Here is an 18,422-nt window from a genome sequence, read left to right on the forward strand (position 1 = left end):
ACCAGGACCCAGATGCCGTCGCTGTCGCGCGCGAACGTTTGCAGGGACTTCCTGCGACGGTCGTTCAAATAAACTTTCGGTACGCCGATCAGGCTTTAAAAGAGATGAATGTTGATGGCTTGGATGGCGCATTGTTGGATTTAGGCGTATCATCCCATCAGTTGGATGAGATTTCTAGAGGATTTTCCTACCAGGGAGACGCTCCTCTGGATATGCGAATGAGTCAAAGTGGTCCAACGGCGGCAGACCTTGTTAACAACGAAACGCGTGAGGAACTTTCCAGAATTTTAAAAGAGTATGGAGAGGAACCTTATGCCTGGCAAATTGCAGGAAAAATAGTCGCTTATAGGCAAAATGAACCAATTCTTACCACATCACAACTTGTGCATGTGATTACAAGCGCATTGCCGCCAGCCGTTCGTCGCAAGGAAAAAAATCCGGCTCGAAGAAGTTTTCAGGCGCTCAGGATTGCTGTCAATGGAGAACTGGATGCTCTCAGTGAAGGAATGAATGCGATTTTTGATGCCTTGCGTCCAGGTGGTAGATTTTGCATTATCACGTTTCATTCGCTGGAAGATCGGCTTGTCAAGCAAAGATTTCGCCTGTGGGCAACGGCGTGTACATGCCCGCCGGAATTCCCCGTTTGCGTATGTGGCGGAAAGGCTAAGGCAAAGCTCATTACCAAAAAACCAATTGAGGCGAGTGCTCAGGAACAAGAGGAAAATCGCCGTGCGCGAAGTGCAAAGCTTCGCATCATCGAAAAGCTGTGATTTGAGAGGGGGACGGTTGCTATGCAGTCAGCAACTGTTTATGATTTAGAGACATTTGCGCCGCGCCAGGCTCGTCAGCGTCGTGAACTGAAAGTTGTTAAGAATACAAAACCTTTAGCGAAAGCCCCTTGGCAACATCTGTGGATAGTTAAGGGAGCGCTTTTGGCTGTAATGTTTTTAACTTTGGTAGGAAGTTTGTTGTATTCTCAGGCCAAAGTGACCGAACTTGGTGCAGCCATCGATAGTCAGAAAGCGGTTTTGTCGGATTTGGAGAGTGATTATGACTATCTAACCAGTCAGATGGAAATGAAAACCAATATGAAAAGCGTAGAAGAATACGCCACAAGTCAGCTTGGACTGGTAGCTTTGGATCGTTCCCAGATTACCTATGTATATGGTGATGACGAGAACAGCATTGTACGTCATAAAACGGGTTTAGGACAATTGGCAAACGATGTCTCGCAAGGGATCTTGAGCTTTGTGGAATACATCGCGCCATAGTGAAATACATATTTATCACTGGTTTGATTGTGTGCGAAGCGACGAACCAGTGATAATTCTTTTTCTCCGTCATAATAAATTGAAATAAGGAGAGACTATGAAAGGGCCAGATAAACGTCAACAATCGAATCAAGACGTCAATAACCCGCCAACCAAGCCGCAAAGCAGCGTCAATTTTGGCATGCGCGTGCGCGCCGGAATTGTGGCGGGGTTTTTTGCGATTTTTTCCTGTTTGTTGATTTATAACCTTTTTCAGCTTCAGATTGTTGATGAAAAAGGTTATGCGGAAAAAGCAGAAGATCAACAATTGAAAGACGAGACGATTACCCCAAACCGTGGTGTGATCTATGACACCAATATGAAGGTATTAGCGCGGAGTGCAACTGTTTGGGATGTGACTGTGTCAACACGCGATATGGAGAAATACGGAACCGATCTCTATACAGTGGCAAGAAATCTCAGTCAGATTTTGGAGATGGATGAGACTGAACTGCTTACGAAATTGACGGAAAATCCCGATTCAAACTATGTCCTCATCAAGAGGAAGGTGGAAAAGCCAGTTGCCGATTCCATCACTAGCTGGATGGATGAGTACAACAACACCGAAGGAAACGAAGATCATCCAATTACAGGAATCTATCTTACACAGACCAGTAAACGCTATTATCCCTATGGAGATTTGGCATCGAGCGTTATTGGTTTTACAAATGTAGATGGAAATGGTGTCACCGGATTAGAACTATATTATAATGAAGAGCTGACAGGAACGCCTGGACGCATTTTGACAACGGAAAATGCTTGGGGTTATGAATTGGCAAACGATAATTACCAAGCTAAGTACGATGCACAGGATGGATATAGTTTGGTGACTACGCTGGATGAAACGATCCAGAGTTGTTTGGAAAAGTACCTCTCTAATGCGGTCGAAGAACATAACGTAGAACGCGGTATGGGCATCGTAATGAATGTGAATACAGGCGAAATTTATGGTATGGCGACGGAACCGGACTTTAATCTGAATGACCCGTATACGCTGTACGATACAGAGCTCGCAAATCAAATTGCATCCATTCAAGATGAGACGGAACAAAACAATCAATTGCAAGCTGCTTGGCAAAGTATGTGGCGTAACAGAGCCGTATCGGATATTCTTTTCCCGGGCTCTGTGTTTAAAGTGATTACGGCTTCGGCAGCGCTGGATTCAGGCAAAGCAAACATCAATACGACTTTTGAAGCATGTACAGGTCGTATCAAAGTTGCAAGCAATCCGGATGTGTATATGAATTGTGCTGAGCACAGCGGACACGGTGTGCTGAATCTTGCACAGGGATTGGATAATTCTTGTAACCCGTATTTCATTCAACTGGGCTGGCAAATGGGATCAGATGTTTTCTGCGATTATTTGCAAGCGTTCGGCTTTACGGAGCGAACCGGAATTGATATGTACGATGAGGCGGTTAGCCAGACGGTGAGCCGGGATAAAATGACGGCAGTGTCCTTGGCGTCTTCCGCGTTTGGACAGACGAGTGCCGTTACACCGATTGCGATGATTACTGCGATTTCGGCTGCAGTAAACGGAGGAAATTTGGTGCAGCCTCATGTGGTACGTCAGGTCTTGGATTCGGAAGGAAACATTGTGGAAACCATCGGAACCACGGTGAAACGGCAGGTTATAAGCGAGACTACCAGCGAAACGATTTGCAGCATTTTGGAAGAAAGCGTGGATAATGGGCACGGTAAAAATGCACATGTTCCAGGTTATCGTGTAGGCGGCAAGTCTGGTACAAGTCAGAAAAACCAGGGCCTGAGCGGCGAAGATGACGAGCAAACTTATATTGCTTCTTTTGTCGGCTTCGCTCCCGCGGATGATCCTGAAATTGCAGTTTTAATTGTTTTGGATAATCCCAACAGCCCCACAGGAAGCACGTATGGTGGTTCGCTTGCAGGACCAGTGGTGCAAAATATTCTCAGCGAAACTCTACCGTATCTCGGCTTTGAGCCAGAATATACAGAAGAGGAATTGGCAGTTGTGGCAAGTCCGGTGCCGGATGTTGTTGGAAGTTTGACCAACAATGCGATGAGTACGTTGCATAATGCTGGATTTAATGGAAAGATTGTTGGTTCTGGTACTACCGTCACTTATCAGTATCCTGCCGCCGGCATTAGTGTAAATCGACAATCCACCGTGATTCTTTATACAGACGAGGGTGCAACAGGAACAATGGTGCAGGTTCCCAATGTGGTTGGGCAAAGTATTCGCGTTGCGACGGAAATGTTGGAGGCTGCAGGCTTGAATATCAGCATTACCGGTACAAATGACGAGTCATCCAGCACGGTTGTTGCGGCACTTCAGCGTATCGAAGCTGGCACGGAAGTGGAAATGGGCACTGTAGTGGAAGTGGAGTTCCATGACACTTCCTCAACGGACTAAACAGAACGCTGCTTAAGGAGGCGTTTTTATGGATTTGAGACAATTGTTTGAAGGAGTTGCCTACCATGGAGATCTACCGCAGGGAGAGGTCACTTTGGTTACGCAAGATTCTCGAAAGGTGGCTCCGGGCGCAGTTTTCGTATGTACAAAAGGGAGATCTTTTGACGGTCATGCCTATGCTCAAAAAGCATTGGATGCAGGAGCATGCTGTGTTGTTACAGAACGTCCAATGGGTTTTGAACGAGAGGTTCAGGTCGAGAATGGACGAAAGGCCTATGCGCTTTTGTGCCAGAACTTTTTTGGCCGCCCGGCAGAAAGGCTTCATCTTGTGGCGGTAACAGGCACAAATGGCAAGACAACGGTGACGACCCTCATTAAACAAATTTTGGAGCAAGTGGGTTGCAAAGTTGGCCTGATCGGGACAATTCACACAGAAATTGACACCATGGAAGTGCCTGCAAAGTTCACGACTCCTGAGGCGTGGGATCTGGCCGCCCTTATGGCGCGCATGGAAAAGGCTGGTTGCAGTTATGTGGTCATGGAAGCTAGCAGTCAGGCGCTAGATCAATTGCGCCTATGGGGATTGCACTTTGACGTGGGCATTTTCACAAATTTAACTCAGGATCATTTGGACTATCACGGCACATTTGAAAACTATTTTACTGCGAAAAAGAGCCTGTTTGCGCAAGTGAAGACGATGGTAGTAAATTTGGATGATCCCTATGGGAAGAGACTTATCAAAGAAACTTGTACAGAGAATGTAATCACCTTTTCTTCAAACGATGACGAAGCGGACTACACTGCAAGAAATATCGAACTTTCAGCTTCCGGTGTGCGATTTGAAATGGTTGGAACAGGGTTTATTCAGCGTGTAAAGTTCCCGATGCCCGGAGACTATTCCGTACACAATGCACTTGCCGCTGCCGCGGGTGTTATAGCGTTGGGTGTTGATCCGCATACAGCGGCCAAGGCATTAACTTCGACAAGAGGGGTTCGTGGCCGGTGCGAAGTATTGTATCATGGAGAATTTACCATTTTGTGTGACTTTGCTCATACGGGAGATGCAATCGAAAAAGTGCTTTCCGGGTTGGCTCCTTTTGCCAAGGGGCGCCTGATTGCGTTATTTGGGTGTGCAGGTGAACGGGATGCCAAAAAACGTCCACTGATGGGTGAAGCTGTTGTAAAGTATGCTGATTTTGCAATTTTGACTTCCGACAATCCCCGCAAAGAAAATCCGTATGATATAATAGGGGACGTTGAACCGATTCTGAAGGCATCTGGAAAGCCATATCTTGTGGAAGTGGAGAGACGAACTGCACTGCAAAAGGCGTTAATGATGTTGCGTGCGGGCGACGTGCTTGTGTTATGTGGAAAAGGCCATGAGGATTATCAAGCAATCGACGGGGTCACAATTTATTTGGATGAACACCGCATCGTTCGTGAATGGTTGCAAATGAAACATTTGGTATAAACGAATTTGTGGCGTTCAAAGGAGGAAGTTATTTATGCGTTCAATCTTGGCAAATGAACTTTGTAAAGGCTTAGGAGATTTGCCGGAAAATCCGATGATTTCTGGTGTCGTTACTGATAGTAGGGAAGTAGCGTCGGGAAATTTGTTCGTTTGCATCAAGGGTGAGCGTGTAGATGGTCACAATTTTGCAACCGCTGCGCTGGAAAAAGGCGCGGCAGCGGTGCTCTGTCAGTATCCGGTTGCAGGAGTTCCCCAAAATAAATGTATTTTAGTAAAAGATCCATTGGACGCGATGATTCAGATGGGAGCGAATTATCGGGCAAAATTTTCCCCGGTTTTACTAGGTGTAACGGGAAGTGTGGGAAAAACAACCACGAAGGAATTTTGCTATTCTGTTTTTTCTTCTTTTGGAAATACTTTAAAAACAGAAGGAAATCAAAACAACGAGATTGGTGTTCCGCGAACCCTGTTCCGTTTGGATGAAAGCGTGCAGTATGGCGTGGTTGAAATGGGAATGCAGGCACTGGGAGAAATTGAAAAGTTGACTCTTGCGGTGCGCCCTGCAGGATCGATTATCACGTGGATCGGTCAGTCGCATTTGGAATCTCTGGGCACACGAGAGAATATTTTAAAGGCCAAAATGGAAATTTGTAAAGGAATGTCAGATGGGGCCCCTTTAGTGATCAATGCGGATAATGATTTGCTCTCTACTGCCAGAGTGCCATCTTATCTGCGGCGGGTCACCTTTTCTACAAAATCGGCGGCGGACGTGCAGGCGATTAACATTCATGGAGATGAAAAGGGAACGGACTTTACAATTGTTGATCGCGAAAATGGTGAGCATCTAGCGTTTATTCCGACGATGGGAGAACACAATGTGGCGGATGCCTTGAGCGCTTATGCTTTGGCGACTCGCTTGGGATTAGATGCTGCCGTTGCAGCAAAGGCATTGGCAAATTATGCCACAACGGGACATCGGCAAAACATTGTAAAACATTGCGGGGTAACAGTGATTGAAGATTGCTATAATGCCAGTCCGGATAGCATGCGTGCGGCTTTGGGCATTTTAGCAGATTATCCTGTGCAGGGACGGCGCATTGCGATTTTGGGAGATATGTTTGAGTTGGGCGAAATCTCCGAGCAAGCGCACGCGAGTGTAGGGGATATGGTGGCAAAATCAGGTGTAGACCTTCTTTTGACGGTGGGACAAGAGGCACAGATTATTTGGCAACGCGCGTCTTCTTTAGGTGTGAATGCGATCCATTGCGTGGATAAAAAAGAAGTACTGAACAGACTTTTGGAACAGGTGTGTTCGGGAGATGCTTTGCTATTTAAAGCAAGCCACGGAATGGCTTTGGAAACGATTTTGAAAGACTTTTATGAGCAGTTTCACGGATAAAACACGGGGACCCTCTGTATAAAAATTCGCAGGAGAGTGTAAATCATGGAAAAATTTGCGTTTTTGACCGCGGCTTTCGGTGCCATGTTTATTACCGCAGCTTCCGGTTTGGTAATTGTCCCGGCCCTGCGGAAACTCCATTTTGGACAGACCATCAAAGAGATTGGTCCCACTTGGCACGCGGGAAAAAATGGAACGCCAACCATGGGCGGTTTAACGTTTTACCTGGGTGTTCTTCTGGGCGTTGTTGGTGGATATATGGTACTGGCGGTAAGTGTTCCGCAGGTGCTCGGAAATTACTTTTCTCAGCAAAGCGTATCGTTGTTCATTGCTGTTTTAACCAGTTTTGCGTTCGGTTTGGTCGGGTTTGTAGATGACTATATTAAAGTAGTAAAAAAGAGAAATCTTGGGTTGCGTGCACGTGCCAAAATAGTTGCACAGATTCTTATTACGGGTGCATTTTTAACGTCGCTTCATTTGAATGGAACGTTGACAACATTGGTTGCACTGCCTCTGTTTGGCGTTGTTGATTTTGGATATTTCTTTTATCCTATTTCTTTTTTGCTGATCATTGGTATGGTTAATGCGGTGAACCTAACAGACGGAATTGACGGTTTAGCTGCCAGTGTTACATTTGTTTCCATGTTGGGCTTTTTGTTTATTTCCAGTATGTTGGGCCAAACTAGCATAGCGGTCTTTTCTGCGGCAGTAGCAGGTGGATGCGGCGGCTTTTTGGCATGGAACTTTTATCCCGCGAAAACTTTTATGGGCGATACAGGCAGTATGTTTCTGGGGGGCGCTGTTGTTTCGGCGGCCTATTGTATGGGAAGACCGGAGCTTCTCCTGTTCCTTGGCTTTATATATCTGATTGAAGCGTTCAGTGTAATGCTGCAGGTGGGATATTTTAAATTAACTCACGGAAAACGAATTTTTAAAATGAGTCCGATTCATCATCATTTTGAGATGTGTGGATGGAGTGAAATTAAAATTGTTGCGGTTTTCAGTTTGGTGTGTCTGATTGGAGTGGCACTCGGCTGTTTGTTTGTCTATTTGTATTAATATGTTTGTTTGAATGGAGGTGGCAATATGCCGGATGCAGCAAGGGCGTTGAAAAAGAAAGCTGCATTTTTCCGTGCAGATGCGGGCTCAATCGATGCGCCTTTTGCGATTATTGTAGCAATTTTGGTTGCATTTGGTTTGGTGATGGTATTCAGTGCCAGTTATGCCACCGCGTTATATCGTTTTGATGACAGTTTCAAATTTATCCGTCAGCAGGCAATTTTTGCCGCTGGTGGATTTGTTGTTATGCTCTTTGTAGGGTTTAAAATTGATTATCATTTCTTACATCGGTTTGCATGGTTCTTGATGATAGGCGCATTGGCGCTTTTGGTCATTGTACTATTTATGCAACCACTTAACGGTGCACGTCGTTGGATCGTTGTTCCGGGATTGGGAACGCTTCAACCATCTGAGGTGGCAAAATTTGCAGTGATTGTTTTGTTCGCCCATATCATCTCCATTAATCATAAACGGATGAAAACTTTTTTATATGGAGTTCTTCCTTTTGTGGTGATTTTGGGCGTTATTGCAGGCCTTATGCTCATGGAGCCGCACCTGTCCGGAACGGTGTTAATCATGGGGATTGGCGCATCCATGATGTTTGTGGGTGGAACAGGTATCATCTGGTTTGTTTTAGCGGTAGCAGTCGTTGTAGTGGGTGTGGGCGGTGCCGTTATTTTGAAGCCGGATTTGGTGCCTTATGCTTTGGAGCGAATTGAAACCTGGCAAAACCCCTGGTTGGATTCTTTAGGCAGTGGTCACCAAACCATTCAAAGCCTCTATGCAATTAGTTCGGGAGGGCTTACCGGTCTTGGCATTGGAAATTCCAGACAGAAACATTTGTATCTTCCGGAGCCCCACAACGATTTTATTTTTTCCGTAATTTGTGAAGAGTTAGGATTTATAGGTGCGTTATTGGTAATTTTCCTGTTTATCGCACTGCTTTTGCGAGGTTTGTATATAGCATATACGGCAAAGGATAAATTTGGCTCTATGCTAGTAGTCGGCATCATGGTTCAGGTTACGCTTCAGGCGGTGTTGAATATTGGTGTGGTGACCAATACCATTCCTAATACGGGAATCAGTTTGCCCTTCTTTTCCTATGGCGGAACCTCTTTATTGATGCTGCTGGGAGAAATGGGAATTGTGCTAAGTGTTTCCAGAGAAGGAAGTGGGCGAAAAACTTGACAAAACGGATACAATACGAAAAAATAGAACAAGAATACGGACGGAGCGTCCATGCGTATTGAGCATGGACGCTGATGCTGTTTAGAGCGGAGGTTTTTTATGAAGGTCCTGATTGCTGCCGGCGGTACGGCTGGTCATATTAATCCGGCTTTGGCTATAGCAGGAGCTATACGAGAACATCGCCCGGATGCTGAGATTCATTTTGCGGGACGAAAAAAGGGAATGGAATACGGATTGGTCACGAAAGCTGGCTATCGTTTTCATTCGATTGAAGTAAACGGGATTCAACGTAGACTTACGCCTAAAAACGTGGTCCGCAATGTGGTGGCGTTGTATCATTTGGCCCTGAGCGTACCCCGGGCAAATGCTATATTGGACGAAGTTCGCCCGGATTTAGTGATTGGAGCGGGAGGGTATGTAAGCGGTCCGATTCTGCAGGCTGCGGCTAAAAAAGGAATTTTGACCGCTATTCATGAACAGAACGCTTTCCCGGGCGTTACTAATAAAATTCTTGCCAAACATGTGGATATAGTGTTTGCTGCAATGCCGGATGCAGTAGAGCGGCTGGCTGCTCCACAGAAAACGGTCATCGTTGGAAATCCGGTGCGAGCAGAAATATATGCCCAAGATCGAGTAGAGGCAAGACGCTCTCTTGGACTTGCACAAGGGCAAATTATGCTGCTTTCTTTTGGCGGAAGCTTGGGAGCGCAGCGAGTGAACGAGGTAGTGGCGGATTTAGCTCAATGGGAATTAAAAGAAAGAAATTTTTATCACATACATGCGACCGGAAGTATTGAAAAAGATGATTTTGCTAAACTTAGCGCAGAGAAAAAAATAGATCACGATCCTCGTTTTGTAATACGAGAATATATCGATGATATGCCGCGCCTGTTGGCTGCTGCGGATTTGGTAATTAGCCGTGCAGGTGCATTAACATTGGCGGAAATCGCCGCGATGGGGCGAGCCTCTATATTGATCCCTTCACCCAATGTTGCAGAAAATCATCAGTATCACAATGCCATGCAGCTCCAAAAATTAGGAGCGGCTGTCGTTGTGGAAGAAAAGAATTTAACGGGTCAGAAGTTGATTGAAATTGTAGATGGATTGACCCAAAATGCTGCGGATTTGATGGAAATGGGGATAAAGGCTAAAGCGCTCTCACAGCCGGATTCTCTTGAAAAAATATGGAAAACGTTAGAACCACACCTTGAAAAAGTAAATTAGGCTGAATTTTCACACAAAAGTCCTCTTTCACATAAGATGGAATGTTCTCACTTAAACGGGACATTGGACATTGGAACGGAGGGCTTGGTATGGATACTTGGAAAATCAGCGGCGGAGAGAGTTTGTTCGGAAGCGTTCGTATTCCCAGTGCAAAAAACAGTGTTTTGCCGTTGATGGCAGCATCGTTGCTGTGCAGTGGAACAGTGACATTGACGGATGTACCAAACCTTTCGGATGTGATGGCATCGCGTCGGATTTTGCAGAGCTTGGGTTGTAAAGTTCGCTGGAAAGGAAGAACGCTTTCCATTACGCCTGGCCAACAGATTGGCAGCACGGTACCTGAAGAATATATGCGCGCAATGCGTTCTTCTGTTTTTTACCTTGCGCCTTTGCTGGTTCGAACAGGAAAGGCTTTGATTTATACTCCAGGCGGATGCCGATTGGGAGCGCGTCCGATCGACCTTCATTTGAAGGGGTTAGCGGATATGGGGGCGGAAATACGTCAGTCCGGGAACGCTTTGGAGGTAACGGCTCCGACGGGATTACATGGTGCTCAGATTTCTTTGCGTTTTCCAAGTGTTGGTGCAACAGAGACTCTGTTGATGGCCGCTGTCTGTGCCCGTGGAGAAACCATTTTGCGAGGAGTCGCAATTGAACCTGAGGTAATTGACCTCATTCGTTTTTTACAAAGTGCAGGCGCGTGTATTACAGGAGCAGGGTCCCGCACATTACATATCATGGGACGGGATTTTTTGAGTGGAACGCAGTTTCGTCCATGTCCCGATCGCATTACTGCGGCAACGGTTTTATGTGCTGTGGCAGGATGTGGTGGTGAGGCGCTTCTTACCAATACTTGCAATGACGATTTGCTTCCGATTGTTCGCGTGCTGCGTCGTGCTGGATGTTCGATTGCGGCATGTGGCCCACACTCTCTTGCAATTTCCAGTTGTGGTCGTGTTGGTGGAGTGGAAAATCTTTTCACAGATGTGCATCCGGCGTTCCCAACAGATGCGGCGCCTCTTGTGGGGGCTGCCATGCTGCGAGCTCAGGGAGAGACTGCAATTACGGATACGATTTTTGAAAATCGATTTTCCTGTGCAGAAGGTTTTTCTGCCTTAGGTGCGAGCGTTAGCGTTTCAGGAAGAACTCTGTATGTACACGGAGTACCAGCATTGCGTGCTGCTCGCATTTGTGCACCGGATTTGCGCGGTGGTGCGGCTTTGGTGATTGCCGCTTTGCAGGCGGAAGGGGAAAGCTATCTGACAGGGATTGACCATATTGCACGTGGTTACGAAGATTTGACGTCCCTTTTAGGAAAACTAGGGGCACGAATTGTTTCTACTCATTGGATGGATGAATGATACAAGGAAAGGAGATGACGGCGATGTCTGATAAAAAACAGCAAAGACCGGTTTTTGATCGGCAACCACAGCCTCGCCGTCGCACTCCTTCCCGACCGGTATATGATTATGACCAGCAAACGCAGAGATCTTCTTCCCATTCATCTCCACAGCGTCCGGTTTATGATTATGATCGACAGACGGCAAATTCCGGTTTGCATAAGGCGCCTTCTCGGCCGGTATATGATTATCGTTCTCCTGCATCTGAACGGCCACGGACACGTGAACCGGCCCCTTTTGTGAATGAAATCGATGACGCTGCGCGACGTGCGAAAGTTGTTCCGAGAGTGGAAAAAAGTATCCCTCGCAGAGACCAGTCATACGTAACGAATTCCACTCGAAAAAGTGGTTCTTTTCCAGTGCAACCGCCAAGACATGAAATGCGTCAGCGCGAATGGCATGCGACTGCCCAGCAAGAGGTTCCCTTGAAGCCACGAGCGCCACTTTATGATCAGCAGGCCGAAAAAAATCAACTTCATCCGACCAAGAAGTCTTCTGCCAAGGCAAAAAGAAAAGCGGTTAGAAGGACGGATAAAAAGAAAAAGAAAGAACTTACACCTGGGCAGGCAAGACGAAAAAGACGGATTCGATATGCGCTTGCAGGGGTTTTTGTAACCGCAGCTTTGGCGGTTGGAGTGGTGGTTTCTGCGGCAACATTGTTCAAGATTAAAACCATCGAGATTCAGCAACCTGAGGGTGGAACCCTCTATAGCGACGATCAAATTTTGGCGGCTTTTGGTCATCCATTGGGCGAAAATTTATTTGGCTTTTCGCCAGAGGAAAGCGAAAAAAACTTGTTAGAAGTTTTACCTTATTTGGAAACCGTTACCATTCAGCGGCGGTTACCGGATGAGGTGGTTATTCAGGTTACGGCTGCAACGGAATATTGTGCAGTTACCAGTGATTCGGGATGGGTTGTGTGTAGTACTAGTCTAAAAGTGTTGCGAATCGATAGTCAGGTCCCTGCTGGGATTGTTCAGGTAGACGGTGCAATTGCTCAATCGCCTTCTCCGGGGCAGCCTTTAAATCTTACAGAACCGGACAAGCTCGATGCTGTGCAAAAAGTACTTACCAAAGCACAGGAACAGGGACTTGCGCCCATTAACCAGATCGATGTTTCTGATTTGTATGAAATTAGTTTTTTGTATGATGGTCGTATTCGAATTGTCTTGGGAACGGTCAACGATCTTGATTACAAAATTGACTGGGCTTGGCGATTGGTGACACCTGGAGAGACAGAAGAAGGGCTGACTGAATCAGACAGAGGAACTTTGGATGTGAGCAGCCGAAATGAGGACGGAAGAGGACAAGCTATTTGGCGTTCCGGGTCTTTGTAAAACAATCGTTTTTTTCACTTTCTCAGAAATACTATTGAATTTTCGCGGAAAATCTGGTATGGTAATATATAATGTATAATACTAAAATTGTCTTTTAGGGGGAATTCTCGTGGCGTTCATCCTCGATGAAGAACTGCAGAATATAACAAATATTAAGGTCGTAGGTGTTGGCGGCGGCGGTGGAAACGCTGTGAACCGCATGGTTCAGAGTGGTTTGCGCGGTGTCGAATTTATCAGCATGAATACCGACCAACAAGCTCTTTACAATTCAAAAGCCACGCAAAAGGTGCAGTTGGGCGCAAAGCTGACAAAAGGACGTGGAGCGGGTGCCGATCCTGAGGTCGGCCAGCGTAGTGCCGAGGAAAGTCGTGATGAAATTGCACAGGCACTTAAAGGTGCACAGATGGCGTTTATTACGGCTGGTATGGGTGGCGGCACTGGAACAGGTGCTGCTCCTGTTGTTGCAGAAGTTGCAAAAGAACTTGGAATTTTGACTGTTGGTATTGTTACCAAGCCGTTTGCCTTTGAAGGAAAACGGAAAATGAGTATGGCTGAGATCGGAATTAGCGGCCTTTTGGACCGTGTGGATTCGTTAATTGTAATCCCCAATGAGCGTTTGAAACTGATCAGCCAAGAGAAAATAACTTTGATGAATGCCTTTGAGGCTGCGGACAATGTTTTGCGTCAGGGTGTAGAGAGCATTTCTTCTCTGATCAACGTTGCAGCCTTTATCAATTTGGATTTCGCGGATGTACGTAGCATTATGAAAGATGCCGGCTATGCACATATGGGCGTTGGTTCGGCGAAAGGTGTAAATAAGGCAGAGGATGCTGCCAATGCTGCGATTTCCAGCCCCTTGTTGGAGACAAGCATTGCTGGTGCGCGTGGCGTAATTATCAACATTACCTCTTCTCCTGATATTGGATTGGATGATGTTGAAAAAGCAGCAACATTGGTAACCAATTCTGCTCATCCAGAAGCGAATATCATCTGGGGTGCTGCTTTTGACGAAACGTTGAAAGATGAGATGGTTATTACAGTAGTTGCGACGGGTTTTGATGTCGGTACACAGAATGTAGGTGGAACGGCGTCGGAAAGCGTTGGCTCTTATGGTGGCAATTATACCTTCAGCAGTGAGCAGGCTCCTGTTCAGCAGGCTCCTGTGGCACCGCAGGTAGCTGCCCCGGTTCAGCAGCCGGTCGAAGCCGCAGTTACAGCTCCTGTTCAGGCGCCCGAAGCGGTACCCGCGCCGTCTCCGGCTCCGATTCAGGAAGAACCGGATGATTATTTTGATGATATTCTCAACATGCTGAATAACCGCAGTAACTGATAAAAAATGAAAGCGGGGCCAATGGCCCCGCTTTTCCCTATTTAGGTTAAGTTTATGTGAGGGGAGGTGCGCTCATGGAAAAACAGCAGGATTTGGGGGAACAAAAAGGATTTCGAGGAGAACTCTTCGGATTTAATCGTGTTGAGGTTTTGAGTTATATTGAGCGCATTTCGGCGGCAAATGCTGAAAAGGCTAAGGCTCTTGGTGAAACCATTGATAAATTGCAAAAAGAATTGCAAGCATCCTTAGAAGGACGGCAAACAGCGGAAGAAAAATTGGCTGATTTACAGCAGGAGCATGAAACCTTTTTAAGCCGCACAAAAGAGGTATGTGCACAGCTTGAAACGGAAAAGATGCGTGCAGAAACGGCTGTAAAACAGGCAGACCGCCTTCAGCAGGAACTAAAAAAGGCTTCGAATGACGCTGCGGCTTTTCGCCAGCGTCTGCTTTCCCGCGAAAAAGAATTGGATGAGCTGAAGCAACAGAATACTGGTTTGACAGAAAAGATTACGAAGTTAGAAGAAAGCATTCATTTGTATGAGTCAAAACAGAAGGCGGCGTTGAGCGAGAGAGAGCAAATGGCTGCGGAAGCTAAACTTGTTTTGGAAAAGGCCAAAATAAAAGCAGATGATGTGGTCAAAGAAGCACAGGCCAAGGCACAAATGAAGTTGGAGCAGGCTGAAGGCCAGGCGGCATTGGTGCTTGCAAAAGCAAGCGAAGAAAAGTCTTTGATTAAGGCACGAATGTCGGAATCAGCGGATAGCATTGCGGCCAGTGTAGTTGTGCTAAAATCTCAATTGGAGCATGTGAATAAGGAGATTGTTTCAGCTTCCAATGAATTATTAAAAGCAACGGATGGAATTTCGGCTGCATTGGGTAATACACAGCGCGATTTGGAAAAGCTAGGCTTACAAATGCAGAATTATCCTCAGCAGACGAAGGTCCCAGCGTATGCGCCACCCGCGCAAGCAGAAAAACAGGATTCTCTAGAGGTTTCTCCTGTGCGTATTCCGCAAGGAGTGCTTCCCGAATCTTTTGATGAAGAGCGCTACCGTGCCTCTTGGGAAAAAATTAGGAATGAGGAAGCTCAAAAAGATCGATATTATGATGCTTTGGCGCGTGAAGAATGGAATCGCACTCATAAATTATCTTGTATGAACAATACGCAGAGAGATAGTTCTGTTCCTGTGGTACAAGTGGAAGATAAAATGTTCCAAAATGTTTCACAAACGGCACAGTATCCCTATGACAGGCAGCAAGTGGTTCAACAGCCAATTGTAGGCCATCTTCATCGTCCGACTGCAATGCCGTTTGCGCCGTTTGATAAGGATGTTCAGCGAACTTCGTCTAATGAGGCACAAAAGGAATCAAATGTGCAGCAGGAGTGGGGAGAATATGTGCCTACTCCCACACCGGTTACACCGATTGCTTCGTTTTCTGAGCCGTTTTTGGCAGCGCAGGAGCCGGCAACGCAGAGCGCACCGGATTTAGAAGAAATGCCTAAATTAAGAAAAACGGTCTCTCGTAATGTGCAAAAGAACGATCCCATAATGCAAGAACCGGTGATCATTCCGTACGATGCACCTATTCCAGAAATGGTTGATCCTGGGGTGAAGCATAAACCCGAGCCGGAGCCTTCCGCAAAAGAGAGCTCTCCGGGAGAAACGACTTTATCGGATGCGTTGCTTGAGAATCTGAACAAACTATTAAATGGAAACAAATAACAAAAAACCCGGCTTTGCCGGGTTTTTTGTGTAAAGAAAAATATAAAGCTTGTATAATGTGTACTCTCGTGGTATAGTATATAAATAGCAAAAGGAGGTTTTGATGATGGCTTTGGATTTAACAAAACAAAATTTTGATCAAGAAACGCGTAATGGAACGGTGATTGTAGATTTTTGGGCATCTTGGTGCGGTCCTTGCCGTATGTTGGCTCCCGTAGTGGAACAAATTTCGCAGGAGCATAAAGACTGGAAAGTTTGTAAAGTAAATGTGGACGAAGAGCCTGAATTGGCTCAGCAATTTGGTGTAATGATTCCTACCGAGGTTCATCTTTCGAATGGTACGGAAGTAGGAAGAAGTGTCGGCTTAATGGCAAAAGAACAGCTTTTGGCTCAACTTCACCTGTGAAAAAATCCCGCTGTAACACAGCGGGATTTTTTTATTTTCGATTTACGCTGCTTGTCCCTTTTTCAAGTAGATAAGTAGCTTCCAAATCCGAAAGGTGCAATTTTACAGCAAGAGGGTATTGATCGTAAGCGTTGCTGATAGTGAAACTTCCACCACGCACAGAGTCATCAAAACCACCCATATGCCAACGAATTGCAACAGCTTCCGCAGGTTTCAAACGCAAAAAACGTTCAATCAAATACACACTTTTTTCACCGTGACCATAAGGAAATGCATCCTGCACAGTAAAGTTCGGAACTCGTTCCCATTGACCTGTTGTATCGTTTTTTACATTTCTAAATCCAGCTTTATAGTAATTGGCCTTGCACAAATCATGGAGAAGTGAAACGATGGTAAAACTCTCTAAGTTGTCTTCTTCGGGATGAAAATAACGCTCCACCAATACATGGTATACATTGATGCTGTGCATGACCAACCCTGATTCACAGGCACCATGAAAGCGGGTAGATGCCGGAGCCGTATAAAAATCGGTTGTGGCGATCCAGTCTAAAAGTTTGTCCGCGCCAGGACGTGTTACGTTTTCGGAAAAAATCCGAATAAATTCTGATTTGTAATCCATAGTCTTAAATTTCAAGTTCATCGAGAATGCCCTTCAAAATGGCAATCTCATCGTGAGAAAGACTGATGCCTTTGCCCATTTTGCTATTATCAGGGGCCCAATCCCGGATATCATATTTGGGTTCGCGGTCATTCCAACTGACCATGTTGAGTTGCCGTTCCCATCCATTAGGACTTTGGGAAAGCACAGCAATGCGTTCTGTGATTTCATATTTAAATTCTGCCATTGGGTATACACCATCCTAAATGCTTCTTTTTACCATATCATAATAGATATATCGGGGAAATGCAAGTGCTCCATTTGGGCAAAAAATATTTTTTTGGAAATTTTCTTTGAAAAGTGTTGACTTTTTTAGCATCGCTTTATATAATGATAGAGCGCTCTGAAATGATTGGCGCATTATGATGCGGAATTGTGTAATGGTAGCACCTGCGACTCTGACTCGTATTGTGAGGGTTCGAATCCTTCTTCCGCAACCACGACGGCAGCATTAGCTGCCGTTTTCTTTCGGGGTATAGCGCAGATGGTAGCGCGCTTGGTTCGGGACCAAGAGGCCTGGAGTTCAAATCTCCATACTCCGACCATTTCGCTGCGGACAGTGTATGTTCGCAGCGATTTTTTTTATTTGAAGTGTAAGAAAACTGATTTTTTCAGGTTGGCTGTACACTGATAGAGAAACTGTGTTATACTAGAACCGCGATTAGGGAGTTGAATTTATGGACATGCTTGCGACTTTGGAAAATAGCTTTGTCTATTTGCTCGTTTTAGCGGGTGGATATATCCTGAAAAAACTTTATGTGGTTCAGAAAGAGGATACCCGTTTTCTTTCCTCCCTGATTATGAATGTGACGCTTCCGGCGGCCATTTTGAAAGGTTCCGCTAATGCAGAACTCAGCGGTTTTCTGTTGATTATTTTTCTTTTGGCTATCTTACTGAACTTTTTACTTTTAGCTGGCGGATTTTTCGCTTCTTGGGGCCTTCCGGGGCGTGACCGTGGCTTGATGATTCTTAACAGCAATACGTTTAACAATGGAAATTTTGCAATTCCGTTTTTGTCGGCGTATGTAAGCGGCGATGTTTTTGCCGCGATGGGTGTGTATGATGCAGGCAGTGCATTATGTACCTTTGGCCCTAACATTGTATTAGCGCATAAGGTAATGGAGCAAAATGGTAAAAAGATCGCTTTATCTGATATATTAAAAAAGTTGTTTACCACTCCGACGATTTTGGCCTATCTTTTAATGCTGTTGATGAGCGCAGTGCATTGGCAATTCCCCTCTGTTGTGGCAGGGGTGATTTCAATGGCTGGTTCTGCCAATTCTTTTTTGGCTATGCTATGTGTAGGAATGTTGTTTGACTTGCGATTGCCCAAGAGTGGGTATGGCTTGATTTTGAAAACGCTGGTAATGCGATATAGCATCTGTTTTGCGTTTGCTGCTTTGCTATGGTTGTTTTTGCCAGCGCCACCTGAGACGGTCTGGACGATTGTAATTATGACCTTGGCACCGATTGCTAATTGTGCCACGGTAATTACGGTGGAAGAAGGCTGTGATGGGACAATGT

General features: G+C 45.7%; 16 protein-coding genes and 2 tRNA genes. 16 read left to right on the forward strand and 2 right to left on the reverse strand.

What is annotated here, in order from left to right; genetic code table 11:
• The 13 genes from rsmH to trxA form a co-directional block, all read left to right on the forward strand.
• Window positions 1–770: 16S rRNA (cytosine(1402)-N(4))-methyltransferase RsmH (rsmH, locus tag AB5H98_RS08360; protein ID WP_367925461.1), on the forward strand; the 770-nt coding region annotated here is incomplete at its 5' end.
• A 21-nt stretch (window positions 771–791) separates the two neighbouring features.
• Window positions 792–1,271, forward strand: coding sequence for a hypothetical protein (locus tag AB5H98_RS08365; protein WP_367925462.1), 480 nt, complete (start codon window positions 792–794; stop codon window positions 1,269–1,271).
• A gap of 97 nt (window positions 1,272–1,368) precedes the next feature.
• On the forward strand, window positions 1,369–3,702 hold the full coding sequence (locus AB5H98_RS08370) for a penicillin-binding transpeptidase domain-containing protein (protein WP_367925463.1): 2,334 nt from the start codon (window positions 1,369–1,371) through the stop codon (window positions 3,700–3,702).
• 28 nt (window positions 3,703–3,730) lie between these two features.
• Window positions 3,731–5,173, forward strand: a complete 1,443-nt coding sequence (locus AB5H98_RS08375; protein WP_367925464.1) for a UDP-N-acetylmuramoyl-L-alanyl-D-glutamate--2,6-diaminopimelate ligase — start codon at window positions 3,731–3,733, stop codon at window positions 5,171–5,173.
• 34 nt (window positions 5,174–5,207) lie between these two features.
• Entirely contained in the window at window positions 5,208–6,572 is a 1,365-nt protein-coding gene (gene murF / locus AB5H98_RS08380) for a UDP-N-acetylmuramoyl-tripeptide--D-alanyl-D-alanine ligase (RefSeq protein ID WP_367925465.1), read from the forward strand.
• A 45-nt stretch (window positions 6,573–6,617) separates the two neighbouring features.
• Window positions 6,618–7,631 carry a phospho-N-acetylmuramoyl-pentapeptide-transferase gene (mraY, locus tag AB5H98_RS08385; protein WP_367925466.1) on the forward strand — a complete coding sequence of 338 codons (1,014 nt, stop codon included), beginning with the start codon at window positions 6,618–6,620 and terminating at the stop codon, window positions 7,629–7,631.
• A 27-nt stretch (window positions 7,632–7,658) separates the two neighbouring features.
• Complete coding sequence (gene ftsW / locus AB5H98_RS08390; RefSeq protein ID WP_367925467.1) at window positions 7,659–8,819, forward strand: putative lipid II flippase FtsW; 1,161 nt, start codon at window positions 7,659–7,661, stop codon at window positions 8,817–8,819.
• 99 nt (window positions 8,820–8,918) lie between these two features.
• Entirely contained in the window at window positions 8,919–10,043 is a 1,125-nt protein-coding gene (murG, locus tag AB5H98_RS08395) for an undecaprenyldiphospho-muramoylpentapeptide beta-N-acetylglucosaminyltransferase (RefSeq protein WP_367925468.1), read from the forward strand.
• A gap of 89 nt (window positions 10,044–10,132) precedes the next feature.
• Window positions 10,133–11,404, forward strand: a complete 1,272-nt coding sequence (murA, locus tag AB5H98_RS08400; protein WP_367925469.1) for a UDP-N-acetylglucosamine 1-carboxyvinyltransferase — start codon at window positions 10,133–10,135, stop codon at window positions 11,402–11,404.
• A gap of 23 nt (window positions 11,405–11,427) precedes the next feature.
• The gene (locus tag AB5H98_RS08405) at window positions 11,428–12,780 is read left to right on the forward strand and encodes a cell division protein FtsQ/DivIB (protein WP_367925470.1); all 1,353 of its coding nucleotides are present in this window, start codon (window positions 11,428–11,430) and stop codon (window positions 12,778–12,780) included.
• A 109-nt stretch (window positions 12,781–12,889) separates the two neighbouring features.
• On the forward strand, window positions 12,890–14,110 hold the full coding sequence (gene ftsZ, locus AB5H98_RS08410; protein WP_367925471.1) for a cell division protein FtsZ: 1,221 nt from the start codon (window positions 12,890–12,892) through the stop codon (window positions 14,108–14,110).
• 74 nt (window positions 14,111–14,184) lie between these two features.
• Window positions 14,185–15,834 (forward strand): hypothetical protein, encoded by a 1,650-nt coding sequence (locus AB5H98_RS08415; RefSeq protein WP_367925472.1) that lies wholly within the window; start codon window positions 14,185–14,187, stop codon window positions 15,832–15,834.
• A gap of 106 nt (window positions 15,835–15,940) precedes the next feature.
• The gene (gene trxA, locus AB5H98_RS08420) at window positions 15,941–16,240 is read left to right on the forward strand and encodes a thioredoxin (protein ID WP_367925473.1); all 300 of its coding nucleotides are present in this window, start codon (window positions 15,941–15,943) and stop codon (window positions 16,238–16,240) included.
• Window positions 16,241–16,271: 31 nt separating this feature from the next.
• On the opposite strand, the gene AB5H98_RS08425 is transcribed toward trxA, so the two are convergent.
• Window positions 16,272–16,859 (reverse strand): hydrolase, encoded by a 588-nt coding sequence (locus AB5H98_RS08425; RefSeq protein ID WP_367925476.1) that lies wholly within the window; start codon window positions 16,857–16,859, stop codon window positions 16,272–16,274.
• A gap of 4 nt (window positions 16,860–16,863) precedes the next feature.
• The gene (locus AB5H98_RS08430; protein WP_367925474.1) at window positions 16,864–17,085 is read right to left on the reverse strand and encodes a YdbC family protein; all 222 of its coding nucleotides are present in this window, start codon (window positions 17,083–17,085) and stop codon (window positions 16,864–16,866) included.
• A 179-nt stretch (window positions 17,086–17,264) separates the two neighbouring features.
• Here AB5H98_RS08430 and AB5H98_RS08435 point away from each other — a divergent pair.
• The 3 genes from AB5H98_RS08435 to AB5H98_RS08445 form a co-directional block, all read left to right on the forward strand.
• A tRNA-Gln gene (locus AB5H98_RS08435) sits at window positions 17,265–17,338 on the forward strand.
• 29 nt (window positions 17,339–17,367) lie between these two features.
• A tRNA-Pro gene (locus tag AB5H98_RS08440) sits at window positions 17,368–17,443 on the forward strand.
• Window positions 17,444–17,575: 132 nt separating this feature from the next.
• A partial coding sequence (locus tag AB5H98_RS08445) for an AEC family transporter (RefSeq protein WP_367925475.1) occupies window positions 17,576–18,422 on the forward strand: 847 nt, incomplete at its 3' end.

Source organism: uncultured Ruthenibacterium sp. (assembly GCF_963558415.1).
Taxonomy (GTDB): Bacteria; Bacillota; Clostridia; order Oscillospirales; family Ruminococcaceae; genus Ruthenibacterium.

Bases quoted from the DNA above. Each gene is read 5' to 3' on its own strand.
- AB5H98_RS08365 (WP_367925462.1), top strand. From the start codon at position 792: ATGCAGTCAGCAACTGTTTATGATTTAGAGACATTTGCGCCGCGCCAG.
- AB5H98_RS08370 (WP_367925463.1), top strand. From the start codon at position 1,369: ATGAAAGGGCCAGATAAACGTCAACAATCGAATCAAGACGTCAATAAC.
- AB5H98_RS08375 (WP_367925464.1), top strand. From the start codon at position 3,731: ATGGATTTGAGACAATTGTTTGAAGGAGTTGCCTACCATGGAGATCTA.
- murF (WP_367925465.1), top strand. From the start codon at position 5,208: ATGCGTTCAATCTTGGCAAATGAACTTTGTAAAGGCTTAGGAGATTTG.
- mraY (WP_367925466.1), top strand. From the start codon at position 6,618: ATGGAAAAATTTGCGTTTTTGACCGCGGCTTTCGGTGCCATGTTTATT.
- ftsW (WP_367925467.1), top strand. From the start codon at position 7,659: ATGCCGGATGCAGCAAGGGCGTTGAAAAAGAAAGCTGCATTTTTCCGT.
- murG (WP_367925468.1), top strand. From the start codon at position 8,919: ATGAAGGTCCTGATTGCTGCCGGCGGTACGGCTGGTCATATTAATCCG.
- murA (WP_367925469.1), top strand. From the start codon at position 10,133: ATGGATACTTGGAAAATCAGCGGCGGAGAGAGTTTGTTCGGAAGCGTT.
- AB5H98_RS08405 (WP_367925470.1), top strand. From the start codon at position 11,428: ATGTCTGATAAAAAACAGCAAAGACCGGTTTTTGATCGGCAACCACAG.
- AB5H98_RS08415 (WP_367925472.1), top strand. From the start codon at position 14,185: ATGGAAAAACAGCAGGATTTGGGGGAACAAAAAGGATTTCGAGGAGAA.
- trxA (WP_367925473.1), top strand. From the start codon at position 15,941: ATGGCTTTGGATTTAACAAAACAAAATTTTGATCAAGAAACGCGTAAT.
- AB5H98_RS08425 (WP_367925476.1), bottom strand. From the start codon at position 16,859: ATGGATTACAAATCAGAATTTATTCGGATTTTTTCCGAAAACGTAACA.
- AB5H98_RS08430 (WP_367925474.1), bottom strand. From the start codon at position 17,085: ATGGCAGAATTTAAATATGAAATCACAGAACGCATTGCTGTGCTTTCC.